The sequence below is a fragment of the Thalassococcus sp. genome (assembly GCF_982780845.1).
The window spans coordinates 101091-115959 of record NZ_CEYADA010000001.1 but is presented as its reverse complement, the minus strand read 5'-3'; the positions used below and the strand labels follow the sequence as shown (position 1 = coordinate 115959).

At 58.9% G+C, this 14869-nt stretch carries 12 protein-coding genes; 5 read left to right on the top strand and 7 right to left on the bottom strand.

The features are described 5' to 3' along the window. Position 1: 1 nt before the first annotated feature. From AC4FIA_RS00560 to AC4FIA_RS00540, 5 genes are read left to right on the top strand one after another with little or no spacing between them, the layout of a single operon-like run. Positions 2 to 568 carry a F0F1 ATP synthase subunit delta gene (locus AC4FIA_RS00560; protein WP_287473481.1) on the top strand — a complete coding sequence of 189 codons (567 nt, stop codon included), beginning with the start codon at positions 2 to 4 and terminating at the stop codon, positions 566 to 568. Then, positions 569 to 2107, top strand: a complete 1539-nt coding sequence (gene atpA / locus AC4FIA_RS00555; protein ID WP_490364298.1) for a F0F1 ATP synthase subunit alpha — start codon at positions 569 to 571, stop codon at positions 2105 to 2107. Between the two features lie 15 nt (positions 2108 to 2122). Further along, on the top strand, positions 2123 to 2998 hold the full coding sequence (locus AC4FIA_RS00550) for a F0F1 ATP synthase subunit gamma (RefSeq protein WP_490364297.1): 876 nt from the start codon (positions 2123 to 2125) through the stop codon (positions 2996 to 2998). A gap of 16 nt (positions 2999 to 3014) precedes the next feature. Next, positions 3015 to 4439 carry a F0F1 ATP synthase subunit beta gene (gene atpD, locus AC4FIA_RS00545; protein ID WP_490364296.1) on the top strand — a complete coding sequence of 475 codons (1425 nt, stop codon included), beginning with the start codon at positions 3015 to 3017 and terminating at the stop codon, positions 4437 to 4439. Positions 4440 to 4499: 60 nt separating this feature from the next. Beyond that, on the top strand, positions 4500 to 4925 hold the full coding sequence (locus tag AC4FIA_RS00540) for a F0F1 ATP synthase subunit epsilon (protein WP_103909126.1): 426 nt from the start codon (positions 4500 to 4502) through the stop codon (positions 4923 to 4925). Positions 4926 to 5022: 97 nt separating this feature from the next. On the opposite strand, the gene cysG is transcribed toward AC4FIA_RS00540, so the two are convergent. Genes cysG through AC4FIA_RS00505 form a run of 7 tightly spaced genes read right to left on the bottom strand, consistent with a single transcriptional unit; the run spans position 5023 to position 14864 of the window. Beyond that, a complete protein-coding gene (gene cysG, locus AC4FIA_RS00535; protein ID WP_490364295.1) occupies positions 5023 to 6423 on the bottom strand; it encodes a siroheme synthase CysG in 1401 nt (466 codons plus the stop codon). Further along, positions 6420 to 7355: a glycosyl transferase family 3 gene (locus AC4FIA_RS00530; RefSeq protein ID WP_490364294.1), complete on the bottom strand. Its 936-nt coding sequence runs from the start codon at positions 7353 to 7355 to the stop codon at positions 6420 to 6422. Before AC4FIA_RS00530 ends, cysG begins: the two co-directional genes overlap by 4 nt. Next, on the bottom strand, positions 7352 to 9931 hold the full coding sequence (locus AC4FIA_RS00525; RefSeq protein WP_490364293.1) for a molybdopterin-dependent oxidoreductase: 2580 nt from the start codon (positions 9929 to 9931) through the stop codon (positions 7352 to 7354). Before AC4FIA_RS00525 ends, AC4FIA_RS00530 begins: the two co-directional genes overlap by 4 nt. After that, positions 9928 to 10269 carry a nitrite reductase small subunit NirD gene (nirD, locus tag AC4FIA_RS00520; RefSeq protein WP_103909122.1) on the bottom strand — a complete coding sequence of 114 codons (342 nt, stop codon included), beginning with the start codon at positions 10267 to 10269 and terminating at the stop codon, positions 9928 to 9930. Before nirD ends, AC4FIA_RS00525 begins: the two co-directional genes overlap by 4 nt. Further along, positions 10266 to 12704, bottom strand: a complete 2439-nt coding sequence (nirB, locus tag AC4FIA_RS00515; RefSeq protein ID WP_490364292.1) for a nitrite reductase large subunit NirB — start codon at positions 12702 to 12704, stop codon at positions 10266 to 10268. Before nirB ends, nirD begins: the two co-directional genes overlap by 4 nt. Continuing rightward, positions 12701 to 13177 carry a globin family protein gene (locus tag AC4FIA_RS00510; protein ID WP_490364291.1) on the bottom strand — a complete coding sequence of 159 codons (477 nt, stop codon included), beginning with the start codon at positions 13175 to 13177 and terminating at the stop codon, positions 12701 to 12703. Before AC4FIA_RS00510 ends, nirB begins: the two co-directional genes overlap by 4 nt. A 4-nt stretch (positions 13178 to 13181) precedes the next feature. Continuing rightward, positions 13182 to 14864 carry an ABC transporter ATP-binding protein gene (locus AC4FIA_RS00505; protein ID WP_490364290.1) on the bottom strand — a complete coding sequence of 561 codons (1683 nt, stop codon included), beginning with the start codon at positions 14862 to 14864 and terminating at the stop codon, positions 13182 to 13184. Positions 14865 to 14869 lie beyond the last annotated feature (5 nt).

The window sequence follows — 14869 nt, the reverse complement described above, 5'->3', positions numbered from 1 at the left end:
GATGGACGTGTCTGAATCAGCTTCGATTTCCTCCGGCATCGCAGACCGATATGCTGCAGCCGTGTTCGACATCGCCAAGGAAGAAAACGCGATCGGCACGCTCGAAGCGAATGTCGATGCCCTGGCGGCGGCCCTTGCAGACAGTGATGATCTGCGGGACCTGATCAACTCTCCTGTTTATTCGCGCGACACACAAGGGCAGGCTATCACTGCTGTCGCGAAGAAAATGGGACTTACCGATATTGTGACGAATATGCTGGGCCTGATGGCTTCCAAGCGTCGTCTGTTCGTGCTGCCGGCGCTGATCGCCAGCCTGCGCGACATGATTTCCGAGCATAAAGGCGAAGTAACAGCAGAAGTAACATCTGCCGTGAAGCTGACCGCCGCTCAGTCCAAGAAACTTGCCGAAACGCTGAAAGCGCAGGTTGGCAAGGATGTGAAGATTAATGCGACCGTTGATGAAGCTCTCATCGGCGGTCTTGTCGTTAAAGTGGGTTCGAAAATGATCGACACGTCGATCCGCTCGAAACTCAACTCCCTCCAGAATGCAATGAAAGAGGTCGGATAAATGGGTATCCAAGCAGCCGAAATTTCTGCGATCCTAAAGGAGCAGATCAAAAACTTTGGCCAAGAAGCCGAAGTTGCCGAAGTGGGTCGTGTGCTTTCCGTTGGTGACGGTATTGCCCGCGTTCACGGCCTTGACAACGTTCAGGCCGGCGAGATGGTCGAATTCCCCGGCGGAATTCGCGGCATGGCACTGAACCTTGAGACTGACAACGTTGGTGTTGTTATCTTCGGTTCTGACCGTGACATTAAAGAAGGCGACGTTGTTAAGCGTACAAACTCGATCGTGGACGTTCCGGTAGGCGAAGCCCTGCTGGGTCGCGTTGTAGACGGTCTGGGTAACCCGCTGGACGGCAAAGGCCCGATCGAAGCAAAACAGCGTTCGGTTGCGGACGTTAAAGCGCCGGGCATTATGCCGCGTAAATCGGTTCACGAACCGATGGCGACAGGCCTGAAAGCCGTTGACGCGATGATCCCGATCGGCCGTGGCCAGCGAGAGCTGATCATTGGCGACCGTCAGACAGGCAAGACTGCTGTTGCTCTGGACGCGATCCTGAACCAGAAGTCCTACAACGAAGCTGCCGGCGACGACGAAAGCAAAAAGCTGTACTGCGTATACGTCGCGGTTGGCCAGAAGCGTTCCACAGTTGCTCAGCTGGTGAAGAAACTGGAAGAAACAGGCGCGATCGAGTACTCGATCGTTGTTGCAGCGACAGCGTCCGACCCGGCGCCGATGCAGTACCTGGCACCCTACACAGCGACAGCGATGGGCGAATACTTCCGCGACAGCGGCCGTCACGCTCTGATCATCTATGATGACCTGTCCAAGCAGGCTGTTTCCTACCGTCAGATGTCCCTGCTGCTGCGCCGCCCGCCGGGCCGTGAAGCTTACCCGGGCGACGTTTTCTACCTCCATTCGCGTCTGCTCGAGCGTTCGGCGAAAATGGGCGACGATCACGGCAACGGTTCGTTGACAGCTCTGCCGATCATCGAAACTCAGGGTGGCGACGTTTCGGCGTTTATTCCGACCAACGTGATCTCGATCACCGACGGCCAGATCTTCCTTGAAACAGAACTGTTCTACCAGGGTATCCGTCCTGCGGTTAACACCGGTCTGTCGGTTTCCCGCGTTGGTTCGTCCGCTCAGACCAAGGCGATGTCCTCGGTTGCCGGTCCGGTTAAACTGTCGCTGGCTCAGTACCGCGAAATGGCGGCCTTCGCCCAGTTCGGTTCCGACCTTGACGCCGCAACTCAGCAGCTGCTGAACCGTGGTGCGCGTCTGACAGAACTGATGAAGCAGCCGCAGTACTCGCCGCTGACCAACTCGGAAATCGTCTGCATCATCTTTGCAGGTACAAACGGTTACCTCGACAAGGTCGCGCTGAAGGATGTTGGTCGCTACGAAACAGAGCTGCTGAACTTCCTGCGCAACAAGCACGCAGACCTTCTGGCTTGGATCACAGACGAAGATCCCAAGATCAAAGGCGATGCCGCAGACAAAGTTAAGGCCGTTCTGGACGAATTCGCCGCTGACTTCGCGTAAGGGGGAGATAAGGCAATGCCGAATCTCAAGGACCTAAAAACTCGGATCGAGTCGGTCAAATCGACCCGCAAGATCACAAAGGCCATGCAAATGGTTGCCGCGGCGAAACTTCGCCGCGCGCAGGATGCTGCCGAAGCGTCCCGCCCGTACGCAGAACGGTTCAATGCCGTTCTGGGTGCACTGGCGGCCGCGGTTGGCGGAAGCGACAGCGCGCCCAAACTGCTGAGCGGTACGGGTAGCGACAAGGTACAGCTTTTGGTCGTCATGACGGCTGAACGCGGTCTGTGCGGTGGTTTCAATACGAACATCTCCAAACTGGCTCGTACCCACGCGCAAAAACTGAAGTCCGAAGGCAAGACGGTGAAAATCCTGACTGTCGGCAAAAAAGGCCGTGACGCCCTGCGTCGCGACTTTGGCAGCGACTTCATTGGTCACGTTGATCTCACTGAGATGAAAAACGTGAACTACGCTGACGCACAAAGCATCGCAATCGACATCCTCAAGCGTTTCGACGATGAGGAGTTCGACGTGGCGACGATCTTCTATTCCAAGTTCCAAAACGTCGTCAGCCAGATCCCGACAGCTCAGCAGATTATCCCTGCTAAGTTCGAAGGCGATGAGGCTGATCTGAGCACAACGCTCTATGACTACGAGCCGTCCGAAGAAGAAATTCTGGCAGACCTGTTGCCGCGCGGTGTCGCGACGCAGATCTTTGCTGCTCTTCTTGAAAACGCGGCATCGGAACAAGGCGCGCGTATGTCCGCGATGGACAACGCGACACGGAACGCGGGCGATATGATCGACAACCTGACGATCGAATTTAACCGCACACGTCAGGCCGTCATCACGAACGAACTGATCGAAATCATCTCGGGCGCCGAAGCGCTCTAAGAACCGGAGACGAAACATGGCAAACGCACAAGGCAAAGTGACCCAGGTCATTGGCGCCGTGGTTGACGTGCAGTTCGAAGATAGCCTTCCGGCGATCTTGAACGCACTTACCACAGACAACAACGGCAAGCGGCTGGTTCTCGAGGTTGCTCAGCACCTCGGTGAAAACACAGTACGTACCATCGCTATGGACGCGACCGAAGGTCTCGTTCGTGGTCAGAAAGTAGAAGACACCGGTTCCCCGATTTCGGTTCCGGTTGGTAACGCGACCCTGGGTCGTATTCTGAACGTCGTCGGTGAGCCGGTTGACGAAGGTGGCCCCGTTGTCGCTGACGAATACCGTCCGATCCACGCAGACGCGCCGGAATTCAACGAACAGTCCACAGAATCCGAAATCCTGGTAACAGGTATTAAGGTTATCGATCTTCTCGCGCCTTACGCGAAGGGTGGTAAGATTGGTCTGTTCGGTGGTGCGGGCGTTGGTAAAACCGTTCTCATCATGGAACTGATCAACAACATCGCGAAAGTACACTCGGGCTTCTCCGTGTTCGCGGGTGTTGGCGAACGTACTCGTGAAGGTAACGACCTTTACCACGAGATGGTCGAATCCAACGTTATTAAGCCGGACAACCTGCAGGAATCGCAGGTGGCCCTGGTTTACGGTCAGATGAACGAGCCTCCGGGAGCGCGTGCACGTGTTGCCCTGACAGGTCTGACACTGGCTGAACAGTTCCGCGACCAGTCCGGTACAGACGTTCTGTTCTTCGTCGACAACATCTTCCGCTTTACTCAGGCGGGCTCCGAGGTTTCGGCTCTGCTCGGCCGTATTCCTTCGGCGGTGGGCTATCAGCCTACACTGGCGACAGACATGGGCGCGATGCAGGAACGGATTACATCGACCAAGAACGGCTCGATTACATCCATTCAGGCCGTATACGTTCCCGCGGACGACCTTACCGACCCTGCTCCGGCGACAACCTTTGCGCACCTCGATGCGACAACCGTTCTGTCCCGTGCGATTTCGGAACTGGGTATCTACCCGGCTGTTGACCCGCTCGACTCCAACTCGCGTCTGATGGACCCGCAGATCGTTGGCGAAGAACACTACGGTGTTGCTCGTGACGTTCAGGGTATCCTTCAGCGTTACAAGTCGCTGCAGGACATCATCGCGATCCTCGGCATGGACGAACTGTCGGAAGAAGACAAACTGACAGTTGCTCGTGCACGTAAGATCCAGCGCTTCCTGTCGCAGCCGTTCGACGTTGCGAAGGTCTTCACAGGCTCTGACGGTGTTCAGGTTGCTCTGGAAGACACAATCTCGTCGTTCAAAGCGGTTGTTGCTGGCGAATACGATCACCTGCCGGAAGGCGCCTTCTACATGGTTGGCGGCATCGACGAAGTGATCGCAAAAGCCGAGAAGATGGCTGCAGACGCAGCCTAAGACCCGTGACTAGAGGCAGGGGGTGCAATCAAGCTCCCCCTTGCTTTCAAGGAGGCTCACATGGCTGAGACAATGCAATTCGACCTAGTCAGCCCCGAACGGCGGCTGATGCAGGCTGAGGTCACGTCGGTCCAGATTCCGGGTGCTGATGGTGATATGACAGCGATGCCGAACCACGCGCCGCTGATCACAACACTGCGTCCGGGCATCCTGCGCGTTGAAACAACGTCGGGCACCGAAGAATTCGTCGTCACCGGCGGTTTCGCGGAGCTGGGCGAAGGTGTTTCCGTTCTGGCGGAAAACGCTCTGCCGATGGCAGAGATGACCCAGGAAACATTCAACAAACTGGTTCAAGAGGCCAAAGAGGCATACGGTAAGGCGAAGGAAGTCTTCGAAAACGAACCGGGCCCCGTCGACGACGCAGCCAAGCTGCTGTCCGACATGGTCAACATCGGTGGTCACATCGGTTTGACGGCTGACGACTGATTTCAGTCTGATACAGATTAACAAAAGCCCCGGTCGCTGATGCGCCGGGGCTTTTGCTTTGGGGCAACGCTGGGAACAGGTGCGTCGCCTTATCCTGTCAGGAAGCGGTATCGATCAGGCGCAGTGGCGGAGTGGCTGCGGCTGCAGCGGACTTGCGAAGCACCACGGAAAGGATCGCTGTGCCGGTGATCTCATTCTCGGCCAAGGCCGTCATCAGATCGCGTACGCCGCAATCCACGGTTTTCTGGCGATCGGTTTGCGCTTCAGCGACGACTTCGATCTGGATCTGATCGACATACTGGCTTTTCAGAAGATGTTCTTGCAGCTCGACCGCGCTGTGGACGCCCATGTACAGACACACACGGGTGCCCGGACGCAGTTCGGACAGCCACTCGGCCGGGCCATCGTTTGTCGCGGTACGGCCTGTTGTCATGATCACGGCATCGATTTCCTGCCGTTCTGTCAGGAACCGGTTTTGCGCGGCACAGGCAGCGGTGGCCGCTGTGACGCCCGGCACGATTTCAAACGCAATGCCGGCGGCCGCCAGCGCCTCGGCCTCTTCCAGACCTCGGGCGAAGATGCCCGGATCCCCGCATTTCAGACGCACGACCCGTTTGCCCTGCTTGGCGGCAGACACCAGAATGTTGCTGATCTTATCTTGCGGCCAGCTGTGATTGCCGGGCGCTTTGCCGACATAAACGCGTTCCGCATCACGGCGGGCCAGTTCCAGAATGTCGGGATCAACCAGACGGTCGTAAAAGATGATATCGGCCTCTTGCAGGCGCTGGACGCCACGCAGAGTGATCAGGTCTTTCGCGCCGGGCCCTGCGCCAACCAAGGCGACGCTGCCGCCTTGCTCACGGCTGAATTCGCCGGTTTCGATGGCGGTTTTGATCTGTTTGGCGGCGTCACGTTCTGCGCCACGGGCGTGTGCGTTGCGCACGGGGCCATTGAACACCCAGCGCCACAGATCACGGCGGTCGCGGGGGCCAAGGCGATTGGCAGCAAGATCGCGCAGGCGACCGGCCAAAGCGGCCAGATCACCCAGTCGGGGCTCAAGCTGTTGTTCGATCTTGGTTTTGATCTGTCGGGCCAGAACGGGGGCTGTGCCCTCGGTGCCGATGGCGACCACGACAGGGTCACGGTCAACGATGGACGGGGTAATCGCGTCGCACAGGTCGGGCTGGTCAACCACGTTGACGACAGCGCCAGCGGCCTTCGCCACCGCATGCGAGGCCGCATCGGCGCCGGGGCAGCCGGTTGCGATAAAGACCAATGCGCGGTCGGTGAAATCGGCCTGAGTGACCACAGCGCTTGCCTGCGTGATCTTGCCTTCGTCGCGCAGACCTTCCAGTTCGGGGTCCAGATCATCGGCATGCACAATGATCTGCGCTTCGGTTTTCAGCAGCAGACGCACCTTTTGCGCGGCTTGTTCCCCGCCACCGACAACGGTGACGCGGCGACCGGCCATTTGCAGGAACATGGGGAAGGTCTTCATGCCGAGATCCTTTGTGTGTCGTGTCTTTTTTCCCAAAGGGACTGTGCCAGCGTTGTGCATTCTTCGGGCGAGGCAGCCGCGCCAAGCGTCCAAAGGGCCAAGGCCGCTGTGCCGATCACCGTCGCTTCGGCGAACGGGTTCATCAGCGATCCGTCCCACAACGCCATGATGTCGACGGTTTCATCTGCCTCGTGCAGGCGGCGGTGTTCATCAAGGATCGGGGGCGTGGTGATCTGGATGTGTTCACCGTCGCGCAGACCGAACAGCGTGATGTCCTTGGCGGGGTTGCGTTCGAATTCGCCGCCGCCGCCTTTGATCACGGTCAGGGTGGTCTGGCCCATCATCTGCGCGGCTTGCGCCTGAAGTCCGCGATAGGACGGATGGAACACGCCCTGAACGCTGGCGGGTGCGTTCGATGGGTTCCACATGCGCAGAACCGTGTTGATGCAGGACCGAAGACCGAAGGTATCGCGCAATTGCAGAAGGCGGAATGCCTCGGGGCACAGCTGTTCCAGCGGAGAATAGATCACGTCGGGGCCAACGGCATCCAAGGCAGCGCGAACGTCGGCCTCTTCCCGTTGGTGGCTGTTCCAGCCGTGCATCGACACGCGGTAGCCCGCTTGCGCGACCAGACGGGCCGACAGCAGAAACAGCGGCGCACCACGGGTGCGGCCTGCGGCATAGCTGGGCCAGTCCAGATCGGCAGGCTGCAGGCTGCCCGACACATGGTCGCGCAAGGCCTGTGTGAAACCGGCGATTTCTTGCGGCTCCTCTCCGCGCAATCGCAGGACCATCAGCAAGGCTCCTACCGCCTCGGGTTCGGCTTGATCCGTCAGGATCAGGGTCATTGCCGCATGTGCCTCTTCAAAGGTCAGAGCGCGTGCGCGACCTTTTCCTCGGGCAACGATACGTACAAATGTTGATAGGCTCATTCCGCCGCCATTGCTGGGCGAGCTTTGGCAATCAATGCCGCAAGCTCTGGTTTGCACGACCCGCAGTTTGTCCCTGCGCAGGTAACCTCCCCCAGCGCTTCGACTGTGTTGGCCCCGTTCGCAACCGCATCGCGCAGCGTGTTCAACCCTACGCTGAAACATGCACAAACAGTTGGTCCTGGATCCGGCTGATCAGCAGCGCTGCGGCCAGCCAAGGCAGTCATGGGCGCGGTTTCGGTACCCACCAGAGAAATAGCATGTCGGCGCGACAGTTGCACCGGCTTAAGTGCTGAAAAAAACAGCGCTTTAAGAACTTTGCCTGAATAAAGGGCAATTCGGGTCAGGCCCGTCACGGGATCTTCGAGGATGGCAACCTCTGACTCGGCGATGCCAGTCACGGTGCGGGCCTCGGACACCCAGTCGGTCGGGCACTTCATGCCCGCAACTTCGGCCTGCCAACCGGTTTCGGTCCGCGCGATGGCGGCGTAGGGGCGGGTTGGCTCCATTTCGACGATAGAGGCGGCAAAGCCGTACCACGCGGCGTCCATCCGTTCGGCGCTGACCTTACCCGCTTTCAGCGCGGGTTGGCCCGAGGTTGGATCGGTGATCGATGTGACCAGCGAATTCACCGTGCCGCTGCTGGATTTCTGACGCGTCCAGTGCATCGGCGCGAACAACTGGCCTTTGGCGACCCGGTCGGTGACCAACGCACGGAACGTGGCGCGGCCTTCGTTCGATTGCAGGCGCAGCAGATCGCCCAAGCCCAGACCAAGGGCCGCTGCGTCTGCGGGGTTCACCTCGACATAAGGCTCGGCAAGGTGGCTGCCCAGTTTGGGCGCTTTGCCCGAGCGGGTCATGGTGTGCCACTGGTCGCGGATACGACCTGTGTTCAGGTGGAAACCGGTGTGCGCGATGGGGGTTGGTGGCGTGATCGGCAGCATCTTGGCTTTGCCGTCGGCATGATAAAAACGCCCATCGGCAAAAAAGCGGCTGTCATTGTCAGGCCACTGGCGCGGGATCATGTTGGCATAGTCCACGTCGGCGAAAACGCTTAGGTCCAAATCACGGGCAAAACCGCTGGCCGCGTCGGATAGCGCAACGTATTCGGCAAAGACATCTGCAGGGCCATCGTAGTTGAACGCCTCGGCCCAGCCCATGCGGGCGGCCACGTCGCTGATGATCTTCCAGTCAGGGCGCGTGTCACCTGGTGCGGGCAGGAAAGCGCGCTGGCGGGAAATGCGGCGTTCGGAGTTGGTGACCGTGCCGTCCTTCTCGCCCCAGCCCGTCGCGGGCAGCAGAACATCGGCCAGATCGCCAGTGTCCGTGCGGGCCATGATATCGCTGACGGCGACGAAGGGCACATTCCGGATCGCCTCGGCAACGCCATCGGCGTCGGGCATGGATACGGCGGGGTTTGTGGACATGACCCACAGCGCCTTGATCTTGCCGTCGGCGCAGGCGTTGAACAGATCGACAGCCTTCAGACCGGCCTGCGTGCAGATGGTGGGGCTTTCCCAGAAACCCTGAACCGCATCTCGGTGATCGGCGTTTTCGATATCCAGATGGTTGGCCAGCATATTGGCCAAGCCGCCCACTTCGCGACCGCCCATGGCGTTGGGCTGGCCTGTCAGGCTGAAGGGGCCACAGCCCTCTTTGCCGATGCGGCCGGTGGCAAGGTGGCAGTTCAGGATCGAGTTGACCTTATCGCTGCCGCAGACAGACTGGTTCACGCCTTGGGAATACAGCGTCATGACCTTATCGGTACCGGCCCAGAGGCGATAGAACGCCTCAAGCTCGGAAGCGGTCAGGCCGCTGTCGGTGGGGGTGCTTGCCTGCGCCTCGGCCACGGCGGCGTCAAAGCCGTTCACGTGGGCTGCAACATAGTCCGCATCAACGTGGCCGTTTGCCACCAGATGCGCCAGAAGGCCGTTGAACAGCGCGGCATCGCCATCGGGGCGGATGCGCAGGTGCATGTCGGCAATATCGCTGGTCGCGGTCAGGCGCGGATCAACGTTGATCACACGAAGCGACGGGCGTTCGGCTTTGGCCGCGGCGATGCGTTGGAACAGAACGGGGTGACACCACGCGGTGTTCGACCCCACCAGAACGATCAGATCGGCCTGCTCCAGATCGGAATAGGTGTTCGGCACAGTATCGGTGCCAAAGGCGCGTTTGTGGCCCGCGACGGACGAGGCCATGCACAAACGGGAATTTGTATCGATGTTCGCCGAACCGATGAAACCCTTCATCAGCTTGTTGGCGACATAGTAATCTTCGGTCAGCAACTGGCCCGAGACGTAGAACGCGACCGAGTCCGGACCGTGTTCACGCACGGCTTCGGAAAATTTCGAGGCCACCAGATCAAGCGCTGTGTCCCAGTCCGCCTGTTCGCCAGCAATCTGCGGGGCCAGTAGGCGGCCCGACAGATCGATGGTTTCGCCAAGGGCCGATCCCTTGGAGCACAGGCGGCCAAAGTTGGCGGGATGGTTAGGGTCGCCTTTGATCGTGCCATCCGCACCAGCCAGCACGCCACAGCCCACACCACAGTAGGGGCAGGTTGTCCGTGTCAGCGTCATTCGGCAGCCACCTGACGTGTGCGCAAGAACGCTGCATCCAGAAGGATGCGCCCGTTTTCAACGCTTGCTGGATAGGTTTGCACCTGACCTTCGTCGGCCCCCTGAGCCTGACCTGTTTCCAGCGAAATGACCCAGTTGTGCAGCGGGCAGGTGACGGATGAACCGTGCACGATGCCCTCGGCCAAGGGGCCTGCCTTGTGGGGGCAGGCGTTGTCCAGAGCATAGACCTCGTCCTCGGCCGTGCGGAAAACTGCAACACAGCCTTGGCGGGTTTTGACAACCCGCGCGCCACGGCGCGGGATGTCGTCTAGCGCGGCAATGTCGATCCAGTTGGTCATTCTGCGGCCTCCAGTGCGAGATCAGCCAGAGGCTGGTAAGTTTGCGCTTTGTCCTGAACGTGCTGCGCCCAAGGATCTTTGCGGTAGATGGACTGGGACAGCTCGAACCGTTCGATCAGCGCCTTGCGTTCTTCCAGATCGTCGACAACGCGTTCCTTGACCCAATCAAGGCCCACCTTGGCGATGAATTTGTAGGGGCGATCCAGATACTTGGCGTGCTCGCGATAAAGCTGAACAAAGGCCACGGTCACGTCGATCGCTTCCTGTTCGGAATGCACATCGACCAGACGTTCGGTTTCTTTCACGTCCATACCGGCGGCACCGCCGACGCTGACCTGATAACCGCTGTCCACACAGATCACGCCCACATCCTTACAGGTCGCTTCGGCGCAGTTGCGCGGGCAGCCGGACACGGCCAACTTAACCTTATGCGGTGTCCAGGACCCCCACAGCGCCTTTTCCAGCTTGATGCCAAGGCCGGTGCTGTCTTGGGTGCCAAAGCGGCAGTGATCTGTGCCGACGCAGGTTTTTACCGTGCGCAGGCCTTTGGAATAGGCGTGACCGGAGACCATGCCAGCAGCGTTCAGATCGGCCCAGATGGCAGGCAGGTCTTCGCCTTTGACACCCAGAAGGTCGATACGCTGACCCCCTGTGACCTTTACGGTCGGCACTTTGTATTTGTCTGCGGCATCGGCGATTGCACGCAGTTCGTCCGGCGTGGTGATACCACCCCACATCCGAGGAACGACGCTGAATGTGCCGTCTTTCTGGATGTTCGCGTGTTTGCGTTCGTTAATGAAACGGCTTTGCGGATCGTCCTGATATTCCAGCGGCCAGTCGGCCAGCAGGTAGAAGTTCAGGGCAGGGCGGCACACGTGACAGCCGCAGGGTGTTTTCCACCCGCATTCCTGCCAGACCGCTGCCATCGATTTCAGTTCCTGCGACTTGATCATGCGGCGCACGTCTTCGTGCGTCATGTCGGTGCAGGCGCAGATCGACTGGCTTGTGGGGATGACAAAATCATCGCCCAGCGTGACCGCCAGAACCTGCTCTACCAGACCTGTGCAGGTCCCGCAGGAACCCGACGCCTTGGTTGTGGCACGGATCGCGGCCAGATCGGTGGAACCGGCGGCGATTGCATCCTCGATGTCCCCTTTGCAGACGCCGTTACAGCCACAGATTTCCGCATCACGCGGTAAGGCTGCAACGGCTGCCAAAGGGTCCATTTGGGCACCCCCTTGGAAGGCGGGGCCAAAGATCAGGGTTTCGCGCATGTCCGAGATATCGGTCTTGTCGCGGATCAGGCCGAAGAACCAGTTGCTGTCGGCGGTGTCGCCATACATCACGGCACCAACGACCACGTTGTTTTCGATGACCAGACGGCGGTAGACACCGCGCGACGGATCGCGGAAGACGATGTCTTCGCGGCCTTCGCCTTCGGCAAAGTCGCCTGCGCTGAACAGGTCACAGCCGGTGACTTTCAGCTTGGTGGACAGTTCTTTCTGAACATACTGCGCCTCTTCCCCCAGCAGGGTTTTGGCGACCACCTTGGCCTGATCGTAAAGCGGCGCAACAAGGCCAAAGATCGCCCCGTTGTGTTCGACGCATTCACCAACGGCCAGCACATCTGCATCGGATGTGACCATCTGGTCGTCTACGTGGATGCCTTTGCCAACAGCCAGACCGGCCTCGGCCGCCAAGGCGACGTTCGGGCGGATGCCGACCGCCATGACCAGCAGGTCACAGGGCAGTTCGGTGCCGTCGTCCAGCAGAAGGGCGCGGACATGGCCGTCTTTGCCCAGAATTTCTTTGGAATTCGCACTGCATTTGACGGTGATGCCTTTGTCCATCAGCGCCTTGCGCAGCAGGTAGCCTGCCGCCTCGTCCAACTGACGTTCCATCAGGTGACCCATGATGTGGACCACAGTCACGTCTGCACCGCGTGCGGCCATACCAGCCGCGGCTTCCAGACCCAACAGACCGCCACCGATCACAACAACCTTGTTGTCGGGACCCATGGACATCATCCGTTCGGTGTCTTCCAGATCACGATAGGCAATCACGCCTTCCAGATCGTGACCTGGCAGGGGAATGATAAACGGGTTCGAACCAGTGCCGAACAAGAGTTTATCGTAGGGCAACACGTCGCCATTGGCAGCCGTTACCGTTTTGGCGTCACGGTCGATTGCAACGACCTTTTCACCGAAACGGCACGTCACGCCGTTCTCTTCGTACCACGCAGAATCGTGGATCACGATGTCTTCGTATGTTTTGTCTCCCGCAAGAACGGGGGACAACATGATGCGGTCGTAGTTGCCGCGAGGTTCGGCATTGAAGAGGGTTACGTCATATTCGCCGGGAGCGGCGTCGAACAGTTGTTCGAGCGCCCGACCACTGGCCATACCGGCCCCAATGACGACGAGTTTTTTAGTCATGCCCAGAATTTCCACCAAGGTTTTGCAGGAGTGGTCTCATTTGCCGCCGCGCCTGTTTCGATCTTGTCGGAATAGGCGGCGTCGATCATGACACCGGAGAGGATAGTGTAGGCTTCCAGCCATGCGGCTTTCAGTTCAGGCGTGAAATCATCGCCCAGACCTTTGTCCAGCGTGTAGATCAGCGCTTCGCCTACGGGTGCATAGTGTTCTGCCTTCACACCGTAATCGATGTGCTTGACGGCAAGCTGTTGAGCAACTGGAACGATTTTATCCAGATCTTTCAGTCCGTTGACGACAACGCCAAGTGTGGTCATCAGCTTTTTGCCCTGCTCGCTGATGTCGCCTTTGAACATAGGCTTCACCTCGGGGGCGATTTCGAACAGGCGGGCATAGAAGATGCCGGCTGCGACGTCCGAAATAGGGGCCACTTTCTTGAAGCTGGCCTGGATCATATCAATCTGGTTTTCGTTCATTAGTTCACTCCGCTGCTATAGTTGTTGGTTGTGGCTTTGGTTTCGGCTTTGCGCCGTGTTCGTACTCTTCGAGGAAATCGAGAACCTCTTGGCGGTACGTGTAGTAGTCAGGGTGTTCCAACAGAGCTTTGCGGGTGCGCGGACGCGGCAGTTTCACGTCAGTGATCTTGCCGATTGTCGCTTGTGGCCCGTTTGTCATCATGACAACGCGGTCCGCCAGAAGAATGGCTTCGTCGACGTCATGGGTGACACAGATCGCGGTGACTTTGGTCCGTGACCAGACCTCCATCAGAACCTCTTGCAGTTCCCAACGGGTCAGACTGTCCAGCATGCCGAATGGTTCATCCAGAAGCAGCAGCTTGGGGGACAGGGCAAAGGCGCGGGCGATGCCGACGCGCTGTTTCATGCCGTTGGAAAGATCAGATGCAGATTTATCCATCGAGTCAGCCAGACCGACCCGCTCGAGATAGTATTCAACAACATCCTGACGCTCGGCCATGCTGGCGCGCGGGTAAACCTTGTCCACGCCGATGGCGACGTTTTCCTTGGCAGTCAGCCAAGGGAACAGGTTGGGCGACTGGAACACAACGGCACGTTCAGGGTCTGCGCCCTCGACGTGGCGACCGTCCAGTTTGATCGCGCCTTTGGAGATGCTGTTCAGACCAGCGGCCATTGTCAGAACCGTGGACTTACCACAGCCCGAGTGGCCGATCAGCGAAATAAACTCGCCCTTGTTGACCTTCAGTTCGAAGTCTTCGACCACGGTCAGCGGGCCTTTAGGCGTCGGGTACACTTTGTGCAACTGCGAGAAGTCGAGGAAACGTTCTTCGATCATGCCTTCGGTCGCTTGGGCAACCGCCGCAGGAACACCGTGGATCGGGGTCACGTCCGGCAACAGCTTGGTGCCTTCGGCTTTGGCCTCGATGCCCACGTCCATCAGGTAGTTCGTGACTTCCATCCGCAGTTTCTTGAACGTCTCGTTGTGGTTCATCGCGGTTTGTTCGCGTGGGCGGTCCAGCGTGACCTTGAATTCCTTACCCAAGGTGCCGTCAGGGTTCAGCGCGATGATGCGGTCGGCCATGACAATGGCTTCGTCCACATCGTTGGTGATCAGAACGCAGGTCTGTTTTTCCTCAGCCCAGATGGATACGATTTCATCGGCCAGATTGCCCCGTGTCAGCGCGTCCAGCGCAGACAGCGGTTCGTCCAGCAGCAAAACTTCGGGGTTCATCGCAAGGGCGCGGGCCACATTCACACGCTGGCGCATACCGCCAGACAGTTCCGCAGGGCGGCGTGTTTTGGCGTGGCTCAGGCCAACCATTTTTACGTAGTGATCGACTTTGGCCTTCTTTTCGGTCTTGGACAAATCGGGGAACACCGTGTCGACAGCCAGTTCGACGTTTCCGTCCACCGTCAGCCACGGCATCAGCGAATAGCTTTGGAAAATCACGCCGCGTTCAGGGCCGGGACCCGTGATCGGTTTGTCTTTGAAAGTCACAGAACCGGTTGTCGGCATTTCCAGACCAGCCAGCAGGTTGATCAGGGTTGTTTTGCCGGTTCCCGAGAAGCCGAGAAGGACAAGGAACTCGCCCTCTTCGACCTCAAGGTTGATGTTCTTCAGAACTTCGGTGGCGGCGGTGCCTTCGCCAAAGCCTTTGGAAACGTTATCGAGTTTCAGGATAGCCATGGGGA

Coding starts and splice junctions, on each gene's coding strand:
- AC4FIA_RS00510 (WP_490364291.1), bottom strand. CDS start 13,177: ATGAACGAAAACCAGATTGATATGATCCAGGCCAGCTTCAAGAAAGTG.
- atpD (WP_490364296.1), top strand. CDS start 3,015: ATGGCAAACGCACAAGGCAAAGTGACCCAGGTCATTGGCGCCGTGGTT.
- nirB (WP_490364292.1), bottom strand. CDS start 12,704: ATGACTAAAAAACTCGTCGTCATTGGGGCCGGTATGGCCAGTGGTCGG.
- AC4FIA_RS00525 (WP_490364293.1), bottom strand. CDS start 9,931: ATGACGCTGACACGGACAACCTGCCCCTACTGTGGTGTGGGCTGTGGC.
- AC4FIA_RS00530 (WP_490364294.1), bottom strand. CDS start 7,355: ATGAGCCTATCAACATTTGTACGTATCGTTGCCCGAGGAAAAGGTCGC.
- AC4FIA_RS00560 (WP_287473481.1), top strand. CDS start 2: ATGGACGTGTCTGAATCAGCTTCGATTTCCTCCGGCATCGCAGACCGA.
- AC4FIA_RS00505 (WP_490364290.1), bottom strand. CDS start 14,864: ATGGCTATCCTGAAACTCGATAACGTTTCCAAAGGCTTTGGCGAAGGC.
- AC4FIA_RS00540 (WP_103909126.1), top strand. CDS start 4,500: ATGGCTGAGACAATGCAATTCGACCTAGTCAGCCCCGAACGGCGGCTG.
- cysG (WP_490364295.1), bottom strand. CDS start 6,423: ATGAAGACCTTCCCCATGTTCCTGCAAATGGCCGGTCGCCGCGTCACC.
- atpA (WP_490364298.1), top strand. CDS start 569: ATGGGTATCCAAGCAGCCGAAATTTCTGCGATCCTAAAGGAGCAGATC.
- nirD (WP_103909122.1), bottom strand. CDS start 10,269: ATGACCAACTGGATCGACATTGCCGCGCTAGACGACATCCCGCGCCGT.
- AC4FIA_RS00550 (WP_490364297.1), top strand. CDS start 2,123: ATGCCGAATCTCAAGGACCTAAAAACTCGGATCGAGTCGGTCAAATCG.